The sequence below is a fragment of the Changchengzhania lutea genome (genome assembly GCF_006974145.1).
In the GTDB taxonomy this organism is placed as follows: Bacteria; Bacteroidota; Bacteroidia; order Flavobacteriales; family Flavobacteriaceae; genus Changchengzhania; species Changchengzhania lutea.
On the sequence record NZ_CP039456.1, the window covers coordinates 646884 to 671583 of the forward strand.

Here is a 24700-nt window from a genome sequence, read left to right on the forward strand (position 1 = left end):
ATATTATATAAATTTTTTGTCTAACTCATCAACACTCATGGTAACAAACGTGGTTCTGTTAGTAGGTGATGTGTTAGGCTCTTTACATGCAAATAGCTTGTTAACCAAATGCTCTTGTTCTTCTTTTTGTAATACCTGTCCTGTTTTAATGGCTAAACTTTTTGCCATCGATTTTGCCAATAAATCCGTAGCACTGAAATTACTGTCTGGCACTTCATTTTCGACATCACTGATCAGTTGTTCTAAAATAATGGACACTTCGCTTTCTGGAACACTAACTGGAACCCCTGTAACTTCTAAAGTATCTTCGGCATGTGACGAAAACACAAAACCTGTATGCTGTAAATCGTCTTGTAATTGACAAATGACCTCTATCTCATTTGCAGAAAAAGGCAATTTCAAAGGAAATAATAATTGCTGACTTATTCCCTCTTTCACAGTCATATTCTTAAGAAAATCTTCATAGAGAATACGCTGATGCGCCCGATGCTGGTCTATAACCAACATGCCAGATTTAATCGTACTGACAATATATTTATTATGGAGTTGATAGGTGGTTCTTGCAGACTCGATATCTTGAACATTCTTGAACATGGATGACGTTTCCGGTTCACTTTCAAACCGAACTTCGCTAAAATCGGATGGCGTACTTGTGCCCTTAGATTCTAATCCTACATACAGGCTCTCCCATGTTGTAACAGGTTCCTTTTTATAAGCCACGGCACGCGCTCTAGAATTGGTTTCCTCTTGAAACGGATTAAAACTTCTATCCACTTCAATATTTGGAGAACCAGCCCTTTTAGCATCATACTTATAAGGCATATCTAAGTTAGCATCGTGGTCAAAATCGAGCACAGGCGCTATATTAAATTGACCCAAACTATGTTTTACCGCAGACCGAAGTAAGGCGTAAAGCGTATGCTCATCATCAAATTTTACCTCTGTTTTGGTGGGATGAATATTGATATCGATAGATTGCGGATCGACCGTTAAATTTAAAAAATAACTGGGATGTGTTCCCGTTTTCAGTAAACCATCAAAGGCCGAAACTACCGCATGATTCAAGTAGGCGCTTTTTATAAATCTGTTATTCACAAAGAAAAATTGCTCACCCCTCGTTTTTTTAGCGAATTCCGGTTTACAAACAAAGCCTGAAATTTCCAAGACTTCAGTAACTTCTTCAACGGGTACCAATTTTTCATTTGTTTTATTTCCGAATATATTCACAATCCGTTGCCTGTAATTAGTAATCGGCAAATTAAAAGTCTCGCTGCCATTATTATATAGTGCAAAACCAATATCTGGATGCGCCAAAGCCACGCGATGAAATTCATCAATAATATGGCGTAATTCAACGGTGTCCGATTTTAAGAAATTACGACGTGCCGGGATATTAAAAAAAAGATTCTTTACTGAAATTGATGTGCCTTTTGGGGTGACCACGATATCCTGAGAGGCCACTTGGCTACCTTCTATCACAATGGTATTTCCCAAATTATCTTCCTCCAGCTTCGTTTTTAACTCGACATGTGCAATAGCCGCAATACTTGCCAAAGCTTCACCTCTAAAGCCTTTGGTGTTGAGTTTAAATAAATCATCTGCTGTTTTTATTTTTGATGTGGCATGACGCTCAAAGCTTAAACGGGCATCTGTGGTACTCATGCCTTTGCCGTTATCGATAACCTGAACTAAGGTTTTACCCGCGTCCTTTATGATGAGTTTAATTTGGCTGGCACCCGCATCGATAGCGTTTTCCAATAACTCTTTAACTACAGAGGCTGGACGTTGCACGACCTCTCCTGCAGCGATTTGATTGGCTACATGATCTGGTAATAGCTGTATAATATCGGCCATGTAATTATTTAGAAAAGAATATAGATAAATCGAAATCGATGATGAATAGAAAGATTAAAAGAAGTACGCCGATTATTATTAAAACACGACGATTGGCCTGTCTATCTGGATTGGTTTTATAGTCATTTAAAGCATTATTGACTTTTGTTTTAAGGCCCCTATTACTGCCGACGGTTTGTCTATAATCGTCAAATTTATGCTTAATTTCAAAGGGATTCCCTTCCCCATTATTATCAAAATAACGTGGTGTATAACCATACTTTTTATTTTTTCGCAGTTTCATAAGTCCCATGTCCTTATCAGTTTTAAGTTACCTAAATTTTGAATCTAATATATACATACAAATCAATAATAGTACCAAAACCAAAAGTAAGGTACGTATAGACACTATGCCTTTTGATGGTCGTTTTTTATTTGTGCTTTCGCGCTTCCATTTTGAAACAAAATCTCTTTCTATGTCCTTTTCTTCTGAGACAGCACGGCCATCTTTAGAAAATCGAGGGTTGTAATTAAAAGATTTATTTTTACGTTGCCTTAACAAAATACAGTAGTGATTGTCTTTCAAAAATACTTAAAAATAGCCAAAAATAAGGAATAGAGATGCTAAATATTGTTAACAAAAATTATCTCGCTAAGTCGCAAAGTCGCAAAGTCGCAAAGAAAAATGAGGCCAACATTTATCACAAACTAATTAATGTGACTGTGACTGTGACTGAAAACTAACTATTCTTACGTAACTCAGCCATTTTTATAGCCGCAATAGCTGCTTCCGTGCCTTTATTACCATGTTTCCCACCTGAACGATCGATGGCTTGTTGCATGTTGTTATCTGTAAGCACACAGAAAACAACAGGTGTTTCACGATTCACATTTAAATCTTTAATCCCTTGTGAAACGGCATCGCATACAAAATCAAAATGTTTTGTTTCACCCTGAATAACACTCCCTATAGCAATAACCGCATTTACCATTTGCTCCTGCATTTTTTTACTACCGTAAATCAATTCGAAACTTCCAGGCACATCCCACCGAATAATATTATGAGGCAATACACCATGCTCTATCAGGGTTTTATAAGCACCATTACACAAGGCCTCAGTGATGTTACCGTTCCATTCTGAAACAACCATTCCAAACCGAAATTTATTCGCGTCTGGGATGGTTGTTTTGTCGTAATCTGATAAATTCTTATTTACCGTTGCCATATTATTTATTTGCCAATACTTGTGCTTTTCCAATAAAAACATCAACAGTTGAGGCTTCTACAGCATTAGGATATTCTTCTTTAATACGTTTAAAATACGTCAAGGCTTTATCTGCTTTCCCTAGATCCATCGCAATCGCACCTGCTTTGTATAAATACATAGGAGACGTATATTCGTTATCTCTCATTTCGGCTGCGTCCTCATAGTATTCCAAGGCATCTTCTGGTTGGTTTAATTGCACAAAGGCATCTCCAATATTTCCTTTTGCCAAAGGCGCCAAAATCTCATCGTCACTTTTAAAATTCCCCAAATACTCGATAGCATTTTTATAATCCTTTAAACGTAAATACGCCGTACCAGCGTAGTAGTTTGCTAAATTTGCAGAAGGCGTGCCGCTGTACTCTTCAATAATATCTAACATGCCGAACTTCCCTTCCCCTCCATTTAAGGCTAAATTGTATAACGAATCTTTTTCGGTTCCTGTTACAGCCTCATTGAAATATTTTTGAGCTTGGAACATATCGTTCATAGCTGCCGTTTGTTTTGGCTGTGCTACAAACTCATTATATCCTAAATACCCCAATACCACTGCGGCTACTATGCCTATTATTACAAATATATACTTTTGGTTTTTCGCAACAAAGTCCTCAGTTTTAGATGCCGTTTCGTCCAGTGTATTGAATACTTCAGCAGTTGTAGAACCTTCCTCAATATTCTGTTCTTTCTCTGCTTTTGTTTTTGGTTTGTACCCTCTTTTATTATAAGTTGCCATCTATTTTTTCTATATTAATGCGCCGCAAAAATATAATTTTTCTTAAGAACTAAAAGGGTATTTATTTGATATTTTTCAATAATTTGCACATCCTTATATTAAGTACCGCAACTTATATAGATCCTTTAAGGTAATTTTATATGATTTTAAAATCACTTTCGCTTCTTAATTATAAAAATTTTGACAGTAAATCCTTTACTTTCAATGAGAAGATTAATTGCATTGTGGGGAATAACGGGATAGGGAAAACGAACGTACTCGATGCTATTTACCACCTATCGTTTGGTAAAAGCTATTTTAACCCAGTGGCTACACAGAACATTAAACACAATGAAGAATTTTTTGTTGTTAATGGTGAGTATGAGCATAAAGAGCAGACTGAAAAGATTGTAGTGAGCTTAAAACGCGGTCAGAAAAAAATGATTAAACGCAATGGGAAAGCGTACGAGAAATTTAGTGATCATATTGGATTTTTACCTTTGGTTATTATATCTCCCGCCGACAGGGATTTAATTACCGAAGGCAGTGACACCCGAAGAAAATTTATAGACAGTGTGATTTCGCAGAGCGATAAAAACTACTTAACCCATGTCATTAAATACAACAAGGTGTTGGCACAACGCAACGCCTTGCTTAAATACTTTGCACTAAATCACACCTTTAATGCAGACACCTTAGATATTTACAACAATCAACTAAACGACTATGGAACAGAAATTTTTAAAAAACGCGCGCTCTTTTTAGAGGCTTTTATTCCTGTTTTTAAGGAGCGCTACCTAGCCATAAGCAATGGTAATGAAACTGTTGATTTGGTGTATTCAAGCGATTTATTTGATGCCGATCTGAATACCCTTTTAAATAAGGCCATTAATAAGGACAAAGCCTTGCAATACACCAGTGTTGGCGTGCATAAAGATGACTTGAACTTTAATATTGCCGGACATCCTATTAAAAAATTTGGCAGTCAGGGGCAACAAAAATCCTTTTTAATTGCGTTGAAATTGGCACAGTTTGATTTTATAAAAGCACAAAGCGGCATAAACCCTATTTTGTTATTGGATGATATTTTTGATAAATTAGACGAACAGCGCGTCGCACAAATTATTAAATTAGTAAATGATGAAAATTTCGGACAACTGTTTATTAGCGATACGCATGCAGAACGTACCGAAGCTGCGGTAAGACAAGTACATCAATCTTACGAAATTTTTAAATTATAATGAGTCATGGCAAAACGAAACAACGACCACCTAAGTATAGCTGACGCTTTAAAAGAATTCGTTCAAACCAATAAATTAGAAAAGGGTTTGGATAAAGTAAATGTGGCAGACGCTTGGGCAAAACTTATGGGTAACGGCGTGAATAATTACACGAATGCTGTTAATCTAGAACGCAACACTTTATATGTGCAGTTAAGTTCCAGTGTTCTGAGAGAGGAATTAAGCTACGGAAAACAAAAAATTATTGCCATGCTTAATGAAGAATTAGGTAAAGAAATCATCAAGAAATTGGTACTTCGTTAGTTACAGCGACTAATAATTTATTTTCTTTTTTAAATTAAAATTACCAGAATTATATTATTTATAGTATATTTGTGGCTTAATTTTTTTAATTTAAATACAATGAGTAAAGGTACCGTAAAATTCTTCAACGATTCAAAAGGTTTTGGATTTATCACTGAAGATGACAACAACAAAGAACATTTCGTACACATTTCTGGATTAATCGATGAAATTCGTGAAGGTGATGCCGTAGAATTCGATCTACAAGAAGGTAGAAAAGGATTAAACGCCGTAAACGTAAAAGTAATCTAATACATATACTTTTCAATTACAATTAAAAGTCTATCAATCAATTTGATAGACTTTTTTTGTTTATGATGATTTATACAATAATTGGCAGTATCTTTACCAAAATATATTAATTTAATAGTTTAAATAATGAGTAAAGGAACAGTAAAATTTTTCAATGATTCTAAAGGATTTGGATTCATAACTGAAGATGACAACAACAAAGAACATTTTGTACACATTTCTGGATTAATCGATGAAATTCGTGAAGGTGATGCCGTAGAATTCGATCTACAAGAAGGTAAAAAAGGATTAAACGCCGTAAACGTAAAAGTAATCTAAACATATACTTTAACAGTTACCAATTAGAACCTATCATGTATTTGATAGGTTTTTTTTATCCTCATATTATTCAGTTGTGATCAGTGGCAGTCGATTATAATCTTTGGCATTAACTTTGCATACTATTAAGTATTAACAATTTAATATTTAAAATTATGAGTAAAGGAACAGTAAAATTCTTCAACGATTCAAAAGGATTTGGATTTATCACCGAAGAAGGTTCAAACAACGAACATTTTGTTCACATTTCTGGATTAATAGACGAGGTTCGCGAAGGTGACGAAGTTGAATTTGATTTACAGGAAGGTAGAAAAGGCTTAAACGCCGTAAACGTAAAAGTGATTTAAGTAAATTATATAGCTTTTAAAAACAAAAACCCCGCAACGATGTTGCGGGGTTTTTGTTTATGAATTTATTAAAATGTCTAGAACATCTCTCTTCCTGAAAAGTGAAAAGCGCCTTCTATAGCTGCATTTTCATCACTATCACTACCATGTACTGCATTTTCACCAATAGAAGCAGCATACAATTTACGAATCGTACCTTCAGCTGCGTCAGCTGGATTTGTAGCACCTATTAAGGTTCTAAAATCTTCAACGGCATTGTCTTTTTCTAAAACTGCAGCCACAATAGGACCACGCGTCATGTATTCTACCAACTCTCCAAAGAATGGACGCTCGTTGTGTATCGCATAAAACGCTTCCGCATCTGCTTTTGTCATTTGTGTTAGTTTCATTGCCACGATTCTAAATCCTGCAGATGAAATCTTTTCCAGTATTGCACCAATGTGTCCTTTTTCAACAGCATCTGGCTTTAGCATAGTAAATGTTCTATTTGTTGCCATTATATAATGTTTATGTTATTCATGTTACAAAAAGATATATTTAGTTCAATTCAAAGAAATTCCGAAGAAAACTAAGCATAAATACCTCTCAATAATTTTCGTGCAAAAGTAATCTAATTAATCAGATATACAAGCCTATGCAATTTTAAAAAAATTGTATATTCGTCGTCTATGACAAAACAGGATATTACAGGCATCAAACAATTATTATCAACTCCTAAAAAAATTGTTATTGTGCCACACAAAAACCCTGATGGCGATGCTATTGGCTCTACATTAGGCTTATATAATTTTCTAATAAAAGGCAATCACAAAGTTAAGGTCATAACCCCAAACGACTATCCTCATTTTTTAAAATGGTTGCCAAGTGAAGACTGTATTTTAAAATACGACGCCAATAAAACTGTTTGTGAAGATCTTATTACAGATGCGGATATCATTTTTACTTTAGATTTTAATGCCTTTCACCGTACTGGGAATATGGAATCCATTTTATCTGAAAGTGATGCGATTAAAATCATGATAGATCATCATCAAGCGCCGGATGATTATGCTACTTATACATTCTCTGATGTAAGTATGAGTTCTACCTGCGAGATGGTATATCATTTTATTGACATGCTAGGTGATGCTGATAGTATCGATAAAACGATTGCCACCTGCTTGTACGTTGGTATTATGACAGATACCGGTTCCTTTCGTTTTTCGTCAACCTCAAGTCAAACGCATCATGTCGTAGCACAACTCCTTGAAAAAGGGGCGAATAATTCTGAAATTCATAATAAAATCTATGATACAAATTCTTACGAGCGATTACAACTCTTAGGTTGTGCACTAAGTAATTTGAAGGTTTTACCGGAATCTAGAACTGCCTATATTACCTTATCACAGCAGGAATTAAACCGCTTTAATTATAAAAAAGGAGATACCGAGGGCGTTGTCAATTATGGTTTATCTGTAAATAATATCGTGTTCGGTGCTATATTCATTGAAGACAGGCAGGAAGGCATTATAAAAATTTCGTTACGTTCTAAAGGTGATTTTTCAGTTAACGAATTTTCACGAGCACACTTTAACGGTGGTGGTCATACCAACGCCGCTGGAGGGAAAAGCCATTTATCGCTGGAAGATACTGTTGCGAAATTTATTAGTATATTGCCTAGTTATAATAAAGCCCTGAACAATGAATAGAATACTCACCCTGATAGCCCTAGCTATTTTAGCTTTTAGCTGTAAAACACCCGAAGCACGCCGACCCATTTCAGTAAAAAGCGGCTCTTTTATTGATGCCTCGGTAGAACGAAACAAGAAATTAAATGCAAAAGAGCAAGTCGCTATTGAAGCTCTTATGGAAAAGACTGAAAATGAATATATCCCATCAAATAGTGGCTTTTACTACTACTACAATACCAAATCTGATATTGACAGTTTAGCAACACCTCTTTTTGGTGATCTTATCAATTATAATTACGATGTAAAAACCCTGGACGGTACCGTTATTTACTCTAAAGACGATCTTAAAACCCAAAGGTATGCCATGGACAAGCAAGAACTTTTCACAGGTTTAAGGGAAGGTTTGAAATTGATGAAATCTGGGGAAACCGTAACGTTTATATTTCCTTCACAAAAGGCTTATGGCTACTACGGTGACGAAAATAAAATAGGCACTAATATCCCTATAATTTGTGAAGTTACCGTAAATTCCATCACTCAAAACGACCCTAATTAATATGCGCAGTTTTAAACATTACAACATATTTGTATTATTTACTTTCGTAATATTACTAAGTTCCTGCAAAGCCCAATATCCCGATTTAAAAGATGGCTTATATGCCGAATTTGTTACCAATAATGGTACGATGGTAGCTGAATTGGCCTATAAAAAAGCGCCTGTTACGGTAGCTAATTTTGTGTCATTGGCAGAAGGTACTAACACGCTTGTTGATGATAAATACAAAAAGAAACCGTTTTATAATGGACTTATTTTTCATCGGGTTATGGATGGCTTTATGATACAAGGTGGTGACCCTACTGGCACAGGTTCGGGAGATCCTGGTTACAAATTTATGGATGAATTTCACCCAGATTTAAAACATGACAAACCAGGTATCTTATCTATGGCAAATTCAGGTCGTAACACCAACGGTAGTCAGTTTTTTATTACTGAAATACCAAAACCTCATTTAGACAACGTTCATAGCGTTTTTGGAGAATTAGTAATAGGATTAAACATTCAAGACTCTATCTCAAATGTAAAAACGGATAAAAATAAAAGACCTCTTAAAGACGTAGTAATTGAAGAGTTGAACATTATACGAAAAGGAAAAGGCGCAAAAGCCTTTAATGCACCTGAAATCTTCAATAACCATTTTGCTATAGAAGACCGTAAAGTAAAGGAAAAAGAGGCACGAGAAGCTGCTATTTTAAAGAAGACTAAAGATAAATTTGATAAACTAAAAGAAGGTGCTATCACCCTACCTTCAGGTTTACAATATGTGATAACCGAAGTGGGCACCGGAGAAAAATTACCAGAAATAGCAAAAGTAAAAACGCACTATGCCGTTTATTTTGAAAGCGGTAAATTACTAGAAACCAGCAATCTAAAAACTGCAGAAGCCCTTGATGCTGTAAACCAAAGAAAAAAGGAAGCCGGAAAATATCAGCCCCTAACCGCAGACATCGGTCCAGATGCCCAAATGATTGCTGGGTTTAAAGAAGGACTGCAACAATTGCGTGTTGGAGATAAAGCGACCTTATTCATTCCATATCATTTAGCCTATGGAGAATCTGGTACTCGCGGAATTCCTAAAAAATCTAACCTTATATTTGAAGTTGAAATTTTAGAACTTTTTAAATAATTAAATAAAATCAAGATTTAGATGACACTAAATTTTGATCAGAAATTATACTGCTATGCATCCATTAAAATTTGACTGGAATCCTATAACTGGAATAGACATTATAGGTAATTTTAAAATTCATTTCTATAGCCTGATGTGGGTGGCCGCCTTCGTTGTAGGATGGTACATTATGAAGCGTATTTTTACTAAGGAAAAAGTGTCTTTAGATTATCTAGATCCATTGTTTATTTACACCGTGCTGGCCACTATGATTGGCGCACGTTTGGGTCACGTTATATTTTATCAAACAGAATTAATTTTCGAGGATTTTTTCAGTATTTTCCTTCCTTTTAAATTTAAAGGTGGTTTTGAGTTTACCGGTTTTCAAGGATTGGCCAGTCATGGTGCTGCCATTGGGATTATCATTGGCATGTATTTGTATCGCAGAAAATATAAATACAAATCCGTTCTATGGATTTTAGATCGTATCGTTATCGCAGTAGCTTCTGGTGCTGTGTTTATTAGAATTGGAAATTTTATCAATTCTGAAATAATTGGAAAAATAACTGACTCCAATTTTGGTGTGCGTTTCATTCAAGATTATTATTATAAAGGGGAAATCACCCGTTTAACTGGTATAAAAGATGTGCAAAAGGCTTATAATGCCGTTACCGAAAACCCACAATTTCAAAATTTATTAGACGCTGTTCCTTATAGACACCCAGCACAATTGTATGAATCATTTAGTTATATTTTTGTGTTTTTAATTTTATTGTTTGTGTATTTAAAAACATCAAAAAGAGATCAAACAGGGTTTTTATTTGGATTGTTTTTAGTGCTTCTATGGACCATTCGTTTCTTTGTGGAATTTGTTAAAGAAGCCCAGGTAGAAGGGCGTGATGATTGGGTTTTTGGCATGAACACTGGGCAATTACTAAGCATTCCGTTTGTACTTATTGGTCTGTATTTTATGTTTGTATTTAAACCTAAAACAACCGTTAAATAGAATGAGTCGGGCAGTTACATACATGCGTAGTATACTGATAATCTTCCTTTTATCAGGAAGCGTGCATTCATGTAAAGAAGATAAAAAGGCAGTTAAGCAAACTGAGGTTACTTTTAAAAAGGAAGGCGAATTAACGCTTTACAAAATTACCACAGACTCTACAAAAGTTACTCTAGATATTGAAATTGCCGACACTGAGTATGATGTTCAAACCGGGTTAATGTACCGTAATTCTATGCAGAATACACAAGGTATGCTATTTGTTTTTCCAGATGTAAGAGAACGCTTTTTCTACATGAAAAACACCAGAATTCCTCTCGACTTAATTTATATAAACGACAATAAAAAGGTAGTCAGTTTCCAAAAAAATGCTCAACCCCTTAATGAAGATTCATTACCATCGAATGTACCTGCGCAATTCGTATTAGAAGTGAATGCTGGTTTGGTAGATACCTGGGGCATATCTGTAGGTGACACTATCGATTACACGACTCCTCAATAAAACTATTTAACTTTTAGTCTTATCCAATAATATCTAATTCATTTTAAAGAGTGCTACATAACCTCTATCTGTTCAGTTATTGAGAATAGTCATAAAAAGTGTTTTATAACCATATTTATGTATTGGATACTGGGAATTTTTTTGTTAAGTTTGGATCACTAGCATCCGAAAGTTTTTAGAGAAAAGCAGAAATCATAGGTCTATCCCAATGTTTTCGTTTAAAATATTAGATTATCCAGAAAATAAGTCTGCGTCAAACACCCATTCCTTTTGTGTAGTAAACGTGACCTTACGCACGCCTTCTCTTACGTGATTGCATACATAATCCAGTGATAGATAATGATACAGGCAGAATCTTATTTTTTCTGATAAATTGGAAAAAGCAACTGCTTTTTTGGAGATAGTTCGTTTTATGAGCTCTAAGAGCAGATAATTTATCAGGGCTACATATATTTGGGACTTTACTGCATTTTCACTGGTTCCCCAAAAGGTCTTTACCTGTAGGTTTTGTTTTAAGGCTTTAAAAAACAGTTCTATGTCCCAACGTTTCTTGTACAGTTCCGCAATGGTACCGTGCTCCCAGTCAAGTTGGTTTGTAACAATGGCTATCACTTTGTTTTCATCTTCTTTATAGACGTGTGCCAATCTTAGTTTTTGTCCTGAAATCCCTGTTTCCATTGCCTTGTTTGAAGTCAGTTGGATTATTTCATCTTTCAGTATATTTTGGTCAACGTTATCCGGTAATTCTAGTTCTTCTATCGTTTGGTACAACGTATTGGACTTGATCCTGGTAACAAATACATTTTCTGCCTTTATCCTGTTGAGCATCAGTTCAAAATCAAAATAAGCCCTATCTTCAACTATAATGGTGTCTTTAGGATAAATCAATTGCTTTAACCCATATCTGTCGTGCACCTTTGCTTCTGTAATATTTACCACATCCGGTATCATTAAATTGTAATCCCAACTTGTATGTAATTTAATGCCCCCTTTTGCTGTCCGAAACTCTGCCCAATCAAACATGGCCAAGCATAAGGATATCGTTGAGCTATCTATTAGTTTAACAACCTTGCCCTTGATCTCTTTTATGATGTGGGTATTGTGATGTTCTTTCAGCACTGATTTATAATGGCTCAATAAACGATAATACAAACTCTCAAACACGCGCCAGTCCCTGATTTTATTGCCATCACTCATTGTGGAACGCGCAGGGCTTTGGCGCAGGCCCAAGTCGTTTATGAAAATTTCGCTTACTCCGATCCCTGCCGATATATCATTCAAGCTCTGGCACTTATTGAGCTGTCCGAAAGTTAGTGCTACAAACTGATCGTATGTTCTGTATTTATGAACACCTTTGTCCGTTTTGTAAGTATTTGTGCAACTTTTAATTAACCAAGGTGGTACTAAATCTAATAGTTGCCGAATTATTGGTTTATTGGTATTTTTGTTTCGCCTGAAGAGTCCCATATTTGAAAAGTTTTTCGTAGAACTCTAAAATAAGGGATTCTGAGGGCTTTTTAAAATAGCGACTTTCGGATGCTACTGAGTTTGGATATACTATGGGTTAGAAACTATTATATTAATACACTTTCATTCTACCTTTCAAAAAAGCGACACAAAAAACGACACACCTCAATAATAAAAAAATGCAACAAACCTAATATCAGTTTATTGTATTTAAAATTCGTGACTGCGAAGGGATTCGAACCCCCCACGAAACCAGTAATCTTTATGGGTGTTTGAAGGTATATTTAATTTGAGGTAGTTAAATAACTACCATATCAATTAAATTGGTTTGTTGACCAATGACTCTCAATCTGTTATTAAAGATATAAAATTGAGTTAATAAAACAAATCTAAATAGTTCTTTTCGTTTTCTTCTGCTAAAGTGACAAACTATTGCATAGTATTTCTGGATTATATATTGCTTTATTGTTCATGCAACCACAGTTAATTATGTTATCAAATGGTGTTCCTATTGAAACTGTATCAAAACTATAATGGCATACTAAACTATGCAAATTTATTCTAGAGTCGTAGAATTCAAGATAAGCGAGGAAATTCAAAATCTACTTATTAGATTTAAAACCAAAAAGGAACAACCGAAAGCACAAACGCAAACAACAATTTTTAATGCTTAAAAAAAGAATTTCCTTTCAATACGATCCTCACAAATTATAGGGAGTGTATTGAAAAGAAATTTTCAGATATAAATAATTATTGCAATTCCTTCAAATAAAGATTATTTTTTAAGTAATTTTTCTAAATACTCAATCTTATCTTGTTCTGCCTGTAAAAGGCGTTCATAAAGTTTCTTATTTTCTTCGTGAGATTCTAAAAGTTTATCAATAGGATTAAAGGTAGGGTGGTAGTTGAATAATGCACTATTATCATGATTGGTAACCGTATTTCCAATTATGTTAAAAACAGCTTCCTCAGAAAAATTCTCAATACCCTCTTTAGTTACACCAAGGATTTTAGCAATCTCCTCCAGTTTATCATCTTCAATTTCTGGAGTTTGCTCAATTTTAGAAACTGCTTGTTGGCTAATGTTCAAAGCTTCGGCAAGGGTTTCCTGCTTCATGCCTCGAAGTTCACGGATACGACTTATTTTGCGTCCGATATGATTTGGTTTTGTAGCTGTTGTCATATATCAAATATAATAATTATTCTCTTAAGAAGATAAGTAAAAAACAAACAACATGAAGTAAAAAACAACATATCGTGGTTCGGTACTTTGTAAAAAAGCAATTAGTTTACAAAAAGCAAAAATTATGAAAGCAACTTTGACCACAAAATCCCCTTTACAGAAGGAACTTCTAGAGCTATTGAAAAAGTTGCTCCCATTGCATTCCGTATATGTATTAAGTGTCTTTAAAGAAAGGAAAAAACAAAATATTTATCTCTCACCGCAAGGTAAAACTTTTAAAAAGGAGATAACATATACAATTCTTATTATTACACATAAGCCCATTTCTAAAGGATTGGGAGACTTCATGGACGATATGTACAATAAGATGCAAAAGCGCTGTAAGGTCTTTGCCATTATATATACATTATCAAATGTGAAAAAGCGGTTAAATCATGGAGATGATTTTTTGTCTAAAATCATTTTTGATACCCATTGTATCTATAAAGCAGATGGCTCATTATCAAAATTCAAAGATTATGGTTTACACTATCATCCACACGTTTATAAAGGTATTCAAGAAGTATGGAAGGGTCGTATGAAACGTGCAGAATACCTACTTTCCATTTTAAACAGCATTGAACCCGATGAAGATTCCACTTCTAGGTTGGCGATTATGCACTATGCTTTAGAACAGGTATGTATGGCACTCTTATATGTGTTTTGGGAGTTTAAACCGCAACACTATTCATTGTCCTATCTATTGCATTTATGTAGCCACTTTACTCAATTACCACAGATCATATTCCCTAAAGAAACCTATGGTTTACACCGTATCTATTATATGCTGTGTAATGCTCATCATATTATGCGGTTCAAAGTTAAAAATGAATTTTCAAATATAGATACAGATAAAGCTTATAGCCGCTGTGAATGGTTTTTTGATGAAGCCAAGAAACTAGGTGAAGCACAATTGGAGCACCTTAAAGAACTGCATTGCAAACAATCTAATCAACAATAATTTTAAAATAATGAAAAAGAAAGCAAAAAAAATAAAAGCCATAAAAAAATTAGTAACGAACTTTTCTGGAATAAAAAGCGAAGCCTTTGGAAGGAGGACACGGAAAACCATCCAATTGGAAATATCAAGTCAAGAAGATATTACCGATTATATTTCAACACTTTTGGAAGTTTGTTATTTCGCTTTAGATGGAAATGGTATATTCATATCACCAGCAAACAGACATTGTTTGCCAAGTTCTAGTGTTACAAAAGTCATAGAACTCATAATGGAGCTTTTGCCACATGATCAAATGCACTGCTTGGATAAGATAGCGGAAGTGCTACATCAGGAAGCGCAGAACGGCAACTGAAAAGAAAAACACACCAAGTTCGACCAAGAGCGTGTGGAGGTTTCTATGTCATGTTATATTAAATCTAAACTAACAAATCACAATTAATCAAGATTCAAGCTGAAATAATTGTTTGACCTCATAATGGATTCGTTCAAAATTCGCCTGTATTTCGGCATCATTATAACGATGGGTTGGTGGTGGTAATTCCCTTTTAATCTGAGGCATTCCAAATTTGATTTTTCGCTCTTTTCCATCTGCAAAAGCAATAAATTCGCCAGGGTTTAAACGAAAAAATACATCCGAGCGTATCTTACTAACTTCTTTTTCGCCCGTACTGATCCTGGAATCAAAATTTAAGCCATCGCTTTTACTAACAGTTCTGGTCGGTTTTTTAACAATCTCAAAAAACCGTTCATAGTATTTGGCGGTATCTGGGTCATTGGCCTTGCCAAAAAACTGATAGGACAGATTGCTCAAAATAGCTCTACTTGCCTTATCGCCATACATCATATCATTTTGAATCTTGTCCTGCATCACATAGATGGTAGCTATGTCATAACTTCGGAGTGTAGCAGGGATACGATGCATGTTGAGCAATCTAATCGTAGGTGCTTCCTCGATAAGGATAAAGGACGATGCTTGGTTGCGGAGACTCATTTGTTTAGTGATGGTATGGATAATAGTGGCAATCACAGGAGAATAAGTGGTTTCAAATTTAGGGTTATTGACAACGGACACGACACAAGGATTTTTGGGATTATTGATGTCCAATGGCACATCATCTGCGGAAAGGGTCATAAACAGACGTTGGGTAGTGATCTTCTTTAGGGCATTGGCAAGCGTGCTCAACACTGCTGCAGTTTGGCGTTCAGAATCCCTACCAGAAATAAAGGCACTCGCCATGGCTTTTGATGTATAATCGGATGCCAGAAAATCAATAAGGCTATCGGTATCCAAATATTGAAAGGTAGCAATCAGATGGGGCAGGGTACAATACTTTGGATAAGTGGTCTTAAGCTTCCAGATCAGCCCTCCCAATATGCCTTCCACTGCATCGTTAAAGAATTTGGAAGGTCCCATGGCTATGGATTCGCGTTGCTCCAATAGATTTTCTAATAGTACCCGTGACACTTCATTGACACTTTCCTCATCTCCCATATATCGAGGGGCTATGGGATTGACCTTGGCATGGATCTCATCAAAGGAGATGATATGAAAGGGGATGTTTTCATTTTGAAATAAGGGATACGCCATTTCCGTAATCTCAAAGTATTTGTAGTCATGGATAATACCACAAAATTGGTGCTTTTGAAAATGTTTCAGAAAATTATAGACCACGGATTGCGTTTTTCCGCTACCTGCCGACCCAATTACGGATGCTCCTCTACGGATGTTCTTTAGTTTTAAAATACCGTTTTTATGTCTGAGCCTAACGATATACTTCCGCTCTGTTTTCTGCTGGTCTTTTACCGAATCGATCTTAACAAATAGTACCATATTGATAAATACCATTGGCAATAGGAAGTACATTAGGATTTGTAAAAAAAGCCCTTGTTCATGGATCAGGTAGAGCAGGAAGCCTGTGAGTAATATGATTAGGAAGTGGATGCCAAAAGCAAAACGGATATAACGCATGCTTATGCTCATCCCTAAGATCAAAACGAGGTACATCCCGCATATTAAAAGTATGGTGTTCATGGCTTCTTTGTTTTTATAATTTGTTTTTATATATTCTAATTTGTTTTTAGATACCTATAGATCCTGCGTCTCTGGCTTTGTCCAAGGCTTTTCTGAACTGCTTGATGGTTTTGATAGCCAACTGTACCTGATTGGTAGGGATATTTAACATGGGGAGTTTGACACCTGCTTTCCCTAAAAGTTTGAAAGCAGCACTTCTTTCATTGGTGGGCAGTTTCATAAGGTGTGAAAAATACAGACGGGTGTTTTTGTGGTATAGTTTTCTAGCGGTATAGCTTTCCACAAAGTTTCGGTCATATTTAAAAAGTCTGTCAAAGGTCTTTTCGGCATTTTCAAAAAAAGCATCCCTATCGAATCCCCGTTTTACAGGTTTACCATTCAGCAGTGCTTCAGAGGCTTTGTGCGAACTCCCTGGGGATAAACTCAGGGTGTTTGAGCTATCTTTTCGACTGACAATAATATGGATGTGGGTCTGTAAGCCTTGTTTTTTCATGCCCTGCTCAATCATTTTGCCGTCTATTTGGTGTGGTGCCTTGTTATTAAGGGTTTCTATCTCACGCTCTATAATTTTGGTATTACCTTTAAGTTCTCCATTCCTAATCTTAACTAGGTCATGTTCCAGTTTGACGATTTTTGCTCTAAAGGGTTGATTTTCCTTGATGGCTTTATCATAGCCTTTATAATGGCGTTCGTATTCTATTTTGGCATAGTATTTTATGCTGTCCACTGATACAGGACTATCCCTATAAAAGGCATCCGCATAATTTTTCATGGTTTCCCGAACATAATGGCGCAACTTTTCGGGGTCATTCCCAATATGATTGAGTTCGCTTTGGCTTGGGTTAATGGTCAGGGAATAGAATTTTGGGTCTCGTTGTTTAAGCTTGGCGGTATTGCCGTCAATGTCCTTGATTACCTGCTCTGGGGGAACGCGATCATTATGTTGATCAAAGAAGTGTTCCTGAAGCTCAAGGGCTTTGTCCTCATTTTCTTTTTCCAGATAGCTTACAAAATCACCTGAGCTTTGTGAAAAGGTAGTGTCCAAATGTTGTTTGGTAATGGAGATGTACATGGTCTATGCTTTATTGTTTTTAGTATTTTACATTTCATTAATTGTCCCTTAGGGACTTTTTTTGATATTTTCTTTAAGGGCTTCGAGTTCTTCAATGGACATGTTGAGTTGAAGCTTGGGCTTCCCAAAACTGGGTTTTATGACCTGAATCTTGGAAAAAAGTATATCCTCGAATTGCTGCTTTGTTTCTTCTAGATCTCGCTTGAGCGAGTTTTTTTGCTTTTTGAGTTCGATGGCTTCCAGTGAGGTAGCAAAGGAGTCTTCTTTAAAAAGTTTGTCCTTGGGGTTGACGGCCACTAAACGGGGCTTTTTATCTTTTACCGTGTCCTGTTCAAAAAGCAGTTGCAACATCGCTGTGGTGGGCTGGGTCTGGTGCTTTTCGATGTCCTTGATAATAGCGATAAGTGCATTGATGCGTTTTTTGATATTGGTTTCCAAAGTGCGTGCATTCGGTCCCAAGGTTTCCTTTGGAGATATTTCATTGTAGAAGAAAAAATCCAGCATGGTTTCCAGAGCTTCCGTATGGGTCTTAAAGAACCGTCTGGAAAACTCTTGAAAACGTTGTACCGTTTTCTTTTTGAACCGTATGTTACTGAATGTTTTCAACTATTTTATTGTTACTTTTCTTTGATTTGCCGCAAATTTCTGCCTGTTTTCGGGGCTTTTAAGGGCATTTGCCGCAAAAATCGATTTTCAAAACTGGAGCAATCAAAACAAAACCACTTTAAACAACTGTTTTTCAGTTGTTTATGACAAAAACTAATAAAGCAACGTCGCGCAAGCGCGTTGCCCTCTTGCTATATCATTTTTCGTTCCGTAGGGACCAAAATTTTCCATACACATCATGTTCACGATGTGCTTTAATGGAATTAAAAAATCCCATCGATCTCTTTTTTTTGAATGACCAGTTATGAGCGAAAGTCAAATATAAAAAGCATAACTAGGTATCATTGAACTGCCGATAGACAGCCTTATAAATATAAAGATTTCAAATGCCAATTGAAAAGAAAAAAAGCCCTCAAAAGGCATCAATTTATATCAAATAATATTTTTTTTGGGAAAATGAGAATTTTGGACGTCAGATTATGAAACTGTAGGCCCAAATATTTTAGAGATTGAAACCTGCAAGAAAACAAAAAAAGCCTCTGAAATTCCAAAGACTCTTTTGTTGGTGCTTCATTTTAATGTTACTGTTAAATATTGAACACGTATTGGTAGCTATACAAGTTTTTTATGGCTTCTTCTTCCAATATCGTATTATAATCCAAATGGTGTTTTTCAGCATAGGATTTAAGGTCGTCTCCAAATTTTTGCTCCACATCACTTTTGGAATCTTGGAGCAAACGATTTTGGGTGTTTGCATCGAGGTTGTTATAATTTAAATAGACCATGATAATATCGTTATAAATTATAATATTCCGTTATCCGCAAAACTGTAATACTCGCCATTTGGAACAATAATCAAATGGTCTAACACTTTTACATCAAAAAAAGCGGCTGCGTTTTTGATTTTGTCTGTGAGTTGTTTGTCAGCTTCACTGGGTTGTAGTTTTCCACTGGGGTGGCAATGTGATAAAATCACGGCTACAGAAACAGACTTTAATATCACGGCGAATAAAATCCTTATATCGACCAATGTGCCTGTAATACCTCCTTTTGATAGTTCGTAAACACCTTTCACCTTATTGGAATTGTTTAATAACAATACTTTAAAAGACTCCTGTATTGCAATCGTGTTTTTATCCCATGTTTCAAATAGTAGTTTTCCTGCATCGGCTGAACTTTTAATAGCAGGGGATTTTGATATGGATATTTTCTCTTTGTAACTTATTCGTATTTCGTTAACTTTGTTTTTCATTGTTCTTTTCTTTAGAGATTAATAATGAAAAGAAGAGGGTATAAACTAATTGAAAACTGGTGTTAATGCCCTCTTTACTTTTTACTTACTGCCTAACAACAGTATTTCATTCACTACCACTTCGGTGACAAAACGTTTTACATGGTCTTTGTCCTCGAAAGAACGATTGGTTAGTTTCCCTTCAATGGCGATTTCCTTGCCTTTGGTAACATACTTTTCAAAGAAGTTAGCGGTCTTGCCCCATGCCACAAGATTATGCCAATTGGTATCGGTTTGATTTTCACCTTTACCATTTTTGTAATGTTCATTGGTTGCTAATGACAAACGCACTAATTTTTTACCGCTTTCAAGATTTACAATGGTTGGCTCCCCACCAACATTCCCAATTAATTGTACTTTGTTTCTTAATGTACTCATGATTAAATGTTTTTAGAACCTGCCTTTTGACAGATTTGATTAATAATATCCCTTTACTCATTTAAACTGAATTAAATTTTAAGGGGTGTTTTGTTCGATTTCTTTCGTGCTCCGCACCATAGATGACGTGGGTTTTGTCAAGACTTTTAGGAAACAAATCAGGAGTGTCTGCAACGTCGTTTTTACCAACGGGTTAAAAACAAGGCAGTAGAAACCTTATTTTTTTCTAAAACTTGCATGGTCTTGACAAGTTCCACAATGGTATTAGCAATTCTCTTAAACACATTTATGGAATGAGCGTACAGGAAGTTAAGCGAGTTCAATACATGTGTTTAAGTTAGAAGTGTTTATGCCATGCCTGTTTTTCGATGCCCCGAAAAACAACAAAAGGCGTCATCTATTATAAACCCCTTAAAATGACTGGGACAAACCCTGAATTTTTAAGAATTATCGAGCAAAAGCCCTAAGAAGGCTTTGCCGATAATTTGATTAAGAAAATTCAGGGTTTGGCTTTCCGATTTTTGATATTTGCTCTGTTTAAGCGGACTTAATCCACACTTTTACTTGTAAATGAAGTGTTTCTTTCGAGAGAAGCGGAAAAGGTTAACGAAAATGGAAAGTCAAAAGTGTGGATTAGGTCCAAGACCTTTTTTATTGAAGCTCTTTTTCTGGAATGTAGTTTTTACGCAATGGAAGAAAATGTGCTGAGTGGATTATGTAAACGGAGTACCCATTTAAAACAGGTTTTAAAAAGGCCTAAATTTCTATTTTGAATGTTGATCGTCCCCTTGTTCTACTGAGCCAAAGCCCAGCTGAAAGGTATATTTTGAGTTATTATAAATTAGTGTTTTTGAAATAATAAGATTTATTATGTTTACTGAGATTTTATGACTTTTATATAATTTTTCGGCAGATACTAAAAAAAACACCAAAAAGCATTGCAGAAAATTAAACACTTTTATTCAAAAAAATATGCTCAACAACTAAATGTGCTTGGTTTTCCTAACGATTAAGATGTCATCATTTGAAAATTCCATCCAAGCAAAATCATATACATAATGATAGATTTTCCCTTTACTGTTGGTATGTAGATGGGTATGGTATTTGAATACAAAATGATTTTTTTCAAGAACCATCCTTTCTACGGTACATTGTACTTTTCTTTTCCCCATAATTTCTAAAAGGATACTCCTGTTTCTATGTAAAATATTGTCCAACTCTTTTACCACAATATCAGTTGCCTTTCTTAGATTAACGTGGTAATAATTTTTACATTTTACAGAGCAAAATAACTTATCCTTTCTGCCTATAAGCGTTTTACTGCATATCTTACATGTCACCTTTACAGGTTTTCTATTACCTATCATTTTACGAATTTAAATAACTGTTTATAAGGTTTTTACAATTAGTCGTTTCTAACGGTTAAAATACTGATATTTTCATTAAGCCTACTTTCTTTGCTCTTTTTTTAAGTACTTTTAATACACTAATATGTAGTATTAATAATAAAAAACCATGCAACCAACTATATATCAACCTCTTAAAGAGGCAAAACGGATCAAGGTGTTTATTCCTTACAAATTAATTGAAATTAGGAATGCTATAAAGAAAATGGATGGTAGTTTTTGGCATCCGCACCAAAAATTATGGTCGGTTATAAATACAGATAAAAATTTTAAGTCTTTAAAAGAAATATGTGGTGGGAATTATACGATTGAAAAAGATATCCGTTTTACACCGATACCGACAGTAGCGTTGACCCAAGATGCTTTAGAAGCCCTTTTTGAATTAGAAAAAGCACTAGTTTTAAAGCAATACAGCGTGTCAAGCATAAAGGTATATAAAAAAATGTTCACCGTTTTTCTAGGGAAATTTATGCAAAGGAACCTTAAAGAGGTCAACAAAGAAGATATTGAAGGATTTGTATATGAACTCATCAAAAAAAGCCATATCAGCGAAAGCTATCAAAACCAACTCATCAATGCCATAAAGGCATATTATGAGCATGCACTAAAAATGCCCAGAGAGTATTACGATATCCAAAGACCCAAGAAAGCCAGGAGCATACCCAATGTATTAAGCAAAAGTGAGGTTTTAAATATCATCCAAGCACCAAAAAACATAAAGCACAGAGCTATTTTGTGTACTATATATAGCTCTGGTTTGCGGATTTCCGAACTCATAAACTTACGCATTACAGACGTGCACTCAAATGACGGCTATCTTTTTATAAAAGATAGCAAAGGTAAAAAAGACCGAAAAACTATATTATCCAAACAACTGGTACTCTTATTAAGAGCCTATTACAAACAATACAAACCCTCCTATTGGTTGTTCGAAGGACAAACAGGAGGTCAATACAGTACAACCAGTATTCGTTCCATATTTAGAAAATCCGTTGCGCAAACCAATTCAAACCCTTGGGCAACAGTTCATACATTGCGCCATTCTTTTGCTACGCATTGTATTGAAAACAATGTAAACATACGTCATTTGCAAAATATGCTAGGCCATAACTCCCCAAAAACTACTGAAATATATACTAGAACCATTGAAATTAACAATAAAACCATTACAAGCCCATTTGATTCTTTATTGAAAAATAGTACATTGCAGACATAAAAGATATAACTGCAATACTAAGACTAAAAAGTGGTGGTTATACAATTGTTGGGAGTAATTAAATCAACGAAATTAGCTCTTAAAACCAATTTTTGGAAAAACCAAATATCAATGCAAAGTATAGCAGTCTTTCCTTTTAACAATATCTCTAAAAATAAAGAGGATGACTATTTGTGTGATGCAATTGCCATAGAGATTACTCACCTCCTTTCTAACCACAAAAATGCAAGAGTTGTATCAACCATAACTTCATTTTCAAATAGTGTAAAACTGGACACTTCAAATCTAAATGTTGATGTGTTTATTAAAGGAGCACTACATAAAATAGGTGAGCGTATTCGCATTACAGTACAATTTATTAACACGCAAGACAACACCTGTTTTCTCTCTGAAAAATTTGATGAAAGTAGTAGTAACCTTTTCGAAATAATAGACAAAGTATCTGGTAAAATATTGGAATATCTTCAACTCGAAAAAATTAATCAAAAACCAGCTATTGATTCTACAGCATACAATTATTATCTTAAAGGGTTATACCATTGGAACCTGTGGAATGAGAACAACATTAAGCAAGCCATTAGCTTCTTTAATAAATCTATAAAAATTGAACCTGAATTTGCATTGGGATATGCACGATTATCTGATTGTTGGTCATTATTGGCAGGGATACAAAAAGGAGATACCGAAGTTAATTATAAGAATGCAAGAACTACTGCACTAAAGTCGATAGAATTAGATGAAAACATGATAGAAGCCCATCTTTCTCTTGCTCTTGTTAAACTGTTAAGTGATGTTGACATATTAGGAGCATTCTATTCACTAAAAAAAGCTTTCTCTTTAAACAACAAATCTTCAGAAGTGCATTATTACTATGCTTTTTACCTATTGACAATCGGTCAATACAAAAAAGCGATTCAAAATATCGAGTATGTTCTCGAAACGGAGCCTTTTAATGTACAGATAAATAGTACTTATGGCTATGCTCTATCGTTATTAGGAGAGTATGAAAAAGCCGAACAGCAATTAAAAAAGACACTCACCCTTTCACCTGATTCTGATGCAACCTATGATGCATTGGTTTGGACATATATTATGTCTAATAAATACAATGAAGCCAAAGAATTAGTAGAACAAAATGAAAGTCGAATCATTCATTCTCCAGCCACTCAAATTGTGCTTTATCAACAAATGAAATTAAAAAATAGAGTTGATAATTGGTTGGAAGTATTGATCTCTAAATTAAACCAAAACAAAGGTAGAGCTTATTACAGAGAGGCTTCTATTACATACCTTTCTCTTGGAAATAATGACAAGGGAAATGATTATTTTGAGCTTTTCTATAAAGAAAAAATTGGTTTCATAATGGCTCTCTCACATCCAGCTTGGAAGTCTTTCAGAAATAGTGGAAAATTTTACAAATACAAAAAAAGATTAAACTTATTGAATCCTCCTCTATTGCCAAACGAGTTTTCGAATACTGATGAAGATATTATTGTATTTCATTCATCCACATTAGAAAAGTTAGCGATAAACATGGAGGAATTAATCTACATTGAGGCACAGAGTATTTATTCTAAAATTATTTGGAATGAGAATGGTATTACAAAAGAAAAATTATTGAGGGTTTCTTTGACAAAGATTTTAAGCCAAACGATAAACCCAAACTTATTCAGGTGCCATAACTCATATATTGTAAATACACTAAATACATACTCTTTAGCAGGAAATAGAAAATCTATGAAACTTATTCCAAAAGGATATTCTTTTCAAATACCTGTTTCAAGAACAAAGTCATCAAGCATACATCAACATATAAATATTGTTGATTCATCTTCAAAATAATCCATTTCACATCTTTTTATTCCCGAGTACATCAGATATTTCTGATAGCATT

At 34.9% G+C, this 24700-nt stretch carries 28 protein-coding genes; 14 read left to right on the top strand and 14 right to left on the bottom strand.

Going from position 1 to position 24700, the window contains the following annotated elements; translation table 11 throughout:
• Nucleotides 1-3: 3 nt before the first annotated feature.
• From mutL to FAF07_RS03110, 4 genes are all read right to left on the bottom strand, one after another.
• Complete coding sequence (gene mutL / locus FAF07_RS03095) at nt 4-1854, bottom strand: DNA mismatch repair endonuclease MutL (RefSeq protein ID WP_142783737.1); 1851 nt, start codon at nt 1852-1854, stop codon at nt 4-6.
• A gap of 4 nt (nt 1855-1858) precedes the next feature.
• Nucleotides 1859-2146 carry a riboflavin synthase subunit beta gene (locus tag FAF07_RS03100; RefSeq protein WP_142783738.1) on the bottom strand — a complete coding sequence of 96 codons (288 nt, stop codon included), beginning with the start codon at nt 2144-2146 and terminating at the stop codon, nt 1859-1861.
• 427 nt (nt 2147-2573) lie between these two features.
• Nucleotides 2574-3059 (bottom strand): 6,7-dimethyl-8-ribityllumazine synthase, encoded by a 486-nt coding sequence (gene ribH / locus FAF07_RS03105; RefSeq protein WP_142783739.1) that lies wholly within the window; start codon nt 3057-3059, stop codon nt 2574-2576.
• A 1-nt stretch (nt 3060) separates the two neighbouring features.
• Nucleotides 3061-3831, bottom strand: a complete 771-nt coding sequence (locus tag FAF07_RS03110; protein ID WP_142783740.1) for a YfgM family protein — start codon at nt 3829-3831, stop codon at nt 3061-3063.
• Nucleotides 3832-3971: 140 nt separating this feature from the next.
• Here FAF07_RS03110 and recF point away from each other — a divergent pair, with 140 nt between their 5' ends.
• The 5 genes from recF to FAF07_RS03135 all read left to right on the top strand — a co-directional run bounded on the left by recF (nt 3972) and on the right by FAF07_RS03135 (nt 6310).
• Nucleotides 3972-5051 (top strand): DNA replication/repair protein RecF, encoded by a 1080-nt coding sequence (gene recF / locus FAF07_RS03115; RefSeq protein ID WP_142783741.1) that lies wholly within the window; start codon nt 3972-3974, stop codon nt 5049-5051.
• Nucleotides 5052-5057: 6 nt separating this feature from the next.
• A complete protein-coding gene (locus FAF07_RS03120) occupies nt 5058-5354 on the top strand; it encodes a DUF721 domain-containing protein (protein ID WP_142783742.1) in 297 nt (98 codons plus the stop codon).
• Between the two features lie 99 nt (nt 5355-5453).
• The gene (locus tag FAF07_RS03125; protein WP_034044451.1) at nt 5454-5645 is read left to right on the top strand and encodes a cold-shock protein; all 192 of its coding nucleotides are present in this window, start codon (nt 5454-5456) and stop codon (nt 5643-5645) included.
• A 126-nt stretch (nt 5646-5771) separates the two neighbouring features.
• Entirely contained in the window at nt 5772-5963 is a 192-nt protein-coding gene (locus tag FAF07_RS03130; RefSeq protein ID WP_072402704.1) for a cold-shock protein, read from the top strand.
• 155 nt (nt 5964-6118) lie between these two features.
• Nucleotides 6119-6310 carry a cold-shock protein gene (locus tag FAF07_RS03135; protein ID WP_142783743.1) on the top strand — a complete coding sequence of 64 codons (192 nt, stop codon included), beginning with the start codon at nt 6119-6121 and terminating at the stop codon, nt 6308-6310.
• Between the two features lie 77 nt (nt 6311-6387).
• On the opposite strand, the gene FAF07_RS03140 is transcribed toward FAF07_RS03135, so the two are convergent.
• Nucleotides 6388-6807, bottom strand: a complete 420-nt coding sequence (locus FAF07_RS03140) for a nucleoside-diphosphate kinase (protein WP_142783744.1) — start codon at nt 6805-6807, stop codon at nt 6388-6390.
• Nucleotides 6808-6978: 171 nt separating this feature from the next.
• On the opposite strand from FAF07_RS03140, the gene FAF07_RS03145 reads away from it, so the two are divergent.
• From FAF07_RS03145 to FAF07_RS03165, 5 genes are read left to right on the top strand one after another with little or no spacing between them, the layout of a single operon-like run.
• On the top strand, nt 6979-7998 hold the full coding sequence (locus tag FAF07_RS03145) for a DHH family phosphoesterase (RefSeq protein ID WP_142783745.1): 1020 nt from the start codon (nt 6979-6981) through the stop codon (nt 7996-7998).
• Complete coding sequence (gene gldI / locus FAF07_RS03150) at nt 7991-8536, top strand: gliding motility-associated peptidyl-prolyl isomerase GldI (protein ID WP_142783746.1); 546 nt, start codon at nt 7991-7993, stop codon at nt 8534-8536. Before FAF07_RS03145 ends, gldI begins: the two co-directional genes overlap by 8 nt.
• Nucleotide 8537: 1 nt before the next feature.
• The gene (locus FAF07_RS03155; protein WP_142783747.1) at nt 8538-9665 is read left to right on the top strand and encodes a peptidylprolyl isomerase; all 1128 of its coding nucleotides are present in this window, start codon (nt 8538-8540) and stop codon (nt 9663-9665) included.
• A 55-nt stretch (nt 9666-9720) separates the two neighbouring features.
• Nucleotides 9721-10653 carry a prolipoprotein diacylglyceryl transferase gene (gene lgt, locus FAF07_RS03160; protein WP_142783748.1) on the top strand — a complete coding sequence of 311 codons (933 nt, stop codon included), beginning with the start codon at nt 9721-9723 and terminating at the stop codon, nt 10651-10653.
• 1 nt (nt 10654) lies between these two features.
• Nucleotides 10655-11155, top strand: coding sequence for a DUF192 domain-containing protein (locus FAF07_RS03165; protein WP_246067759.1), 501 nt, complete (start codon nt 10655-10657; stop codon nt 11153-11155).
• 231 nt (nt 11156-11386) lie between these two features.
• On the opposite strand, the gene FAF07_RS03170 is transcribed toward FAF07_RS03165, so the two are convergent.
• Both FAF07_RS03170 and FAF07_RS03180 read right to left on the bottom strand, forming a co-directional pair.
• Nucleotides 11387-12622 (bottom strand): IS4 family transposase, encoded by a 1236-nt coding sequence (locus FAF07_RS03170; protein ID WP_142783749.1) that lies wholly within the window; start codon nt 12620-12622, stop codon nt 11387-11389.
• Nucleotides 12623-13397: 775 nt separating this feature from the next.
• Nucleotides 13398-13805, bottom strand: a complete 408-nt coding sequence (locus tag FAF07_RS03180; protein WP_142783750.1) for a helix-turn-helix domain-containing protein — start codon at nt 13803-13805, stop codon at nt 13398-13400.
• Between the two features lie 124 nt (nt 13806-13929).
• Between FAF07_RS03180 and FAF07_RS03185 the strand changes: the two genes are divergently transcribed.
• Complete coding sequence (locus FAF07_RS03185) at nt 13930-14805, top strand: hypothetical protein (protein WP_142783751.1); 876 nt, start codon at nt 13930-13932, stop codon at nt 14803-14805.
• Nucleotides 14806-14815: 10 nt separating this feature from the next.
• On the top strand, nt 14816-15157 hold the full coding sequence (locus FAF07_RS03190) for a hypothetical protein (protein WP_142783752.1): 342 nt from the start codon (nt 14816-14818) through the stop codon (nt 15155-15157).
• 87 nt (nt 15158-15244) lie between these two features.
• Here FAF07_RS03190 and FAF07_RS03195 read toward each other — a convergent pair whose 3' ends face one another.
• From FAF07_RS03195 to FAF07_RS03225, 7 genes are all read right to left on the bottom strand, one after another.
• The gene (locus FAF07_RS03195) at nt 15245-16837 is read right to left on the bottom strand and encodes a type IV secretory system conjugative DNA transfer family protein (RefSeq protein WP_246067760.1); all 1593 of its coding nucleotides are present in this window, start codon (nt 16835-16837) and stop codon (nt 15245-15247) included.
• A gap of 46 nt (nt 16838-16883) precedes the next feature.
• On the bottom strand, nt 16884-17909 hold the full coding sequence (mobB, locus tag FAF07_RS03200; protein WP_142783753.1) for a MobB family relaxase: 1026 nt from the start codon (nt 17907-17909) through the stop codon (nt 16884-16886).
• A 48-nt stretch (nt 17910-17957) separates the two neighbouring features.
• Nucleotides 17958-18515, bottom strand: coding sequence for a BfmA/BtgA family mobilization protein (locus FAF07_RS19040; RefSeq protein WP_142783754.1), 558 nt, complete (start codon nt 18513-18515; stop codon nt 17958-17960).
• Nucleotides 18516-19102: 587 nt separating this feature from the next.
• Complete coding sequence (locus tag FAF07_RS03210) at nt 19103-19300, bottom strand: hypothetical protein (protein ID WP_142783755.1); 198 nt, start codon at nt 19298-19300, stop codon at nt 19103-19105.
• Between the two features lie 17 nt (nt 19301-19317).
• The gene (locus FAF07_RS03215) at nt 19318-19767 is read right to left on the bottom strand and encodes a JAB domain-containing protein (protein ID WP_142783756.1); all 450 of its coding nucleotides are present in this window, start codon (nt 19765-19767) and stop codon (nt 19318-19320) included.
• Nucleotides 19768-19848: 81 nt separating this feature from the next.
• Complete coding sequence (locus FAF07_RS03220; protein ID WP_142783757.1) at nt 19849-20184, bottom strand: single-stranded DNA-binding protein; 336 nt, start codon at nt 20182-20184, stop codon at nt 19849-19851.
• A gap of 983 nt (nt 20185-21167) precedes the next feature.
• Entirely contained in the window at nt 21168-21551 is a 384-nt protein-coding gene (locus FAF07_RS03225) for an LIM domain-containing protein (protein WP_142783758.1), read from the bottom strand.
• Nucleotides 21552-21699: 148 nt separating this feature from the next.
• On the opposite strand from FAF07_RS03225, the gene FAF07_RS03230 reads away from it, so the two are divergent.
• Both FAF07_RS03230 and FAF07_RS03235 read left to right on the top strand, forming a co-directional pair.
• Nucleotides 21700-22806 carry a tyrosine-type recombinase/integrase gene (locus FAF07_RS03230; RefSeq protein ID WP_142783759.1) on the top strand — a complete coding sequence of 369 codons (1107 nt, stop codon included), beginning with the start codon at nt 21700-21702 and terminating at the stop codon, nt 22804-22806.
• Nucleotides 22807-22917: 111 nt separating this feature from the next.
• Nucleotides 22918-24648: a tetratricopeptide repeat protein gene (locus FAF07_RS03235; RefSeq protein ID WP_142783760.1), complete on the top strand. Its 1731-nt coding sequence runs from the start codon at nt 22918-22920 to the stop codon at nt 24646-24648.
• The last annotated feature ends 52 nt before the right edge of the window (nt 24649-24700 follow it).

What these genes read in the sequence shown, in the direction of transcription:
- recF (WP_142783741.1), top strand. Translation starts at nt 3,972, where the DNA reads ATGATTTTAAAATCACTTTCGCTTCTTAATTATAAAAATTTTGACAGT.
- FAF07_RS03165 (WP_246067759.1), top strand. Translation starts at nt 10,655, where the DNA reads ATGAGTCGGGCAGTTACATACATGCGTAGTATACTGATAATCTTCCTT.
- FAF07_RS03185 (WP_142783751.1), top strand. Translation starts at nt 13,930, where the DNA reads ATGAAAGCAACTTTGACCACAAAATCCCCTTTACAGAAGGAACTTCTA.
- FAF07_RS03125 (WP_034044451.1), top strand. Translation starts at nt 5,454, where the DNA reads ATGAGTAAAGGTACCGTAAAATTCTTCAACGATTCAAAAGGTTTTGGA.
- FAF07_RS03170 (WP_142783749.1), bottom strand. Translation starts at nt 12,622, where the DNA reads ATGGGACTCTTCAGGCGAAACAAAAATACCAATAAACCAATAATTCGG.
- FAF07_RS03120 (WP_142783742.1), top strand. Translation starts at nt 5,058, where the DNA reads ATGGCAAAACGAAACAACGACCACCTAAGTATAGCTGACGCTTTAAAA.
- FAF07_RS03220 (WP_142783757.1), bottom strand. Translation starts at nt 20,184, where the DNA reads ATGAGTACATTAAGAAACAAAGTACAATTAATTGGGAATGTTGGTGGG.
- FAF07_RS03230 (WP_142783759.1), top strand. Translation starts at nt 21,700, where the DNA reads ATGCAACCAACTATATATCAACCTCTTAAAGAGGCAAAACGGATCAAG.
- FAF07_RS03215 (WP_142783756.1), bottom strand. Translation starts at nt 19,767, where the DNA reads ATGAAAAACAAAGTTAACGAAATACGAATAAGTTACAAAGAGAAAATA.
- FAF07_RS03140 (WP_142783744.1), bottom strand. Translation starts at nt 6,807, where the DNA reads ATGGCAACAAATAGAACATTTACTATGCTAAAGCCAGATGCTGTTGAA.
- FAF07_RS03130 (WP_072402704.1), top strand. Translation starts at nt 5,772, where the DNA reads ATGAGTAAAGGAACAGTAAAATTTTTCAATGATTCTAAAGGATTTGGA.
- FAF07_RS03190 (WP_142783752.1), top strand. Translation starts at nt 14,816, where the DNA reads ATGAAAAAGAAAGCAAAAAAAATAAAAGCCATAAAAAAATTAGTAACG.
- lgt (WP_142783748.1), top strand. Translation starts at nt 9,721, where the DNA reads ATGCATCCATTAAAATTTGACTGGAATCCTATAACTGGAATAGACATT.
- ribH (WP_142783739.1), bottom strand. Translation starts at nt 3,059, where the DNA reads ATGGCAACGGTAAATAAGAATTTATCAGATTACGACAAAACAACCATC.
- FAF07_RS03100 (WP_142783738.1), bottom strand. Translation starts at nt 2,146, where the DNA reads ATGGGACTTATGAAACTGCGAAAAAATAAAAAGTATGGTTATACACCA.
- FAF07_RS03210 (WP_142783755.1), bottom strand. Translation starts at nt 19,300, where the DNA reads ATGGTCTATTTAAATTATAACAACCTCGATGCAAACACCCAAAATCGT.
- FAF07_RS03225 (WP_142783758.1), bottom strand. Translation starts at nt 21,551, where the DNA reads ATGATAGGTAATAGAAAACCTGTAAAGGTGACATGTAAGATATGCAGT.
- FAF07_RS03195 (WP_246067760.1), bottom strand. Translation starts at nt 16,837, where the DNA reads ATGAACACCATACTTTTAATATGCGGGATGTACCTCGTTTTGATCTTA.
- FAF07_RS03135 (WP_142783743.1), top strand. Translation starts at nt 6,119, where the DNA reads ATGAGTAAAGGAACAGTAAAATTCTTCAACGATTCAAAAGGATTTGGA.
- FAF07_RS03110 (WP_142783740.1), bottom strand. Translation starts at nt 3,831, where the DNA reads ATGGCAACTTATAATAAAAGAGGGTACAAACCAAAAACAAAAGCAGAG.
- gldI (WP_142783746.1), top strand. Translation starts at nt 7,991, where the DNA reads ATGAATAGAATACTCACCCTGATAGCCCTAGCTATTTTAGCTTTTAGC.
- FAF07_RS03145 (WP_142783745.1), top strand. Translation starts at nt 6,979, where the DNA reads ATGACAAAACAGGATATTACAGGCATCAAACAATTATTATCAACTCCT.
- mutL (WP_142783737.1), bottom strand. Translation starts at nt 1,854, where the DNA reads ATGGCCGATATTATACAGCTATTACCAGATCATGTAGCCAATCAAATC.
- FAF07_RS03180 (WP_142783750.1), bottom strand. Translation starts at nt 13,805, where the DNA reads ATGACAACAGCTACAAAACCAAATCATATCGGACGCAAAATAAGTCGT.
- FAF07_RS03155 (WP_142783747.1), top strand. Translation starts at nt 8,538, where the DNA reads ATGCGCAGTTTTAAACATTACAACATATTTGTATTATTTACTTTCGTA.
- FAF07_RS03235 (WP_142783760.1), top strand. Translation starts at nt 22,918, where the DNA reads ATGCAAAGTATAGCAGTCTTTCCTTTTAACAATATCTCTAAAAATAAA.
- mobB (WP_142783753.1), bottom strand. Translation starts at nt 17,909, where the DNA reads ATGTACATCTCCATTACCAAACAACATTTGGACACTACCTTTTCACAA.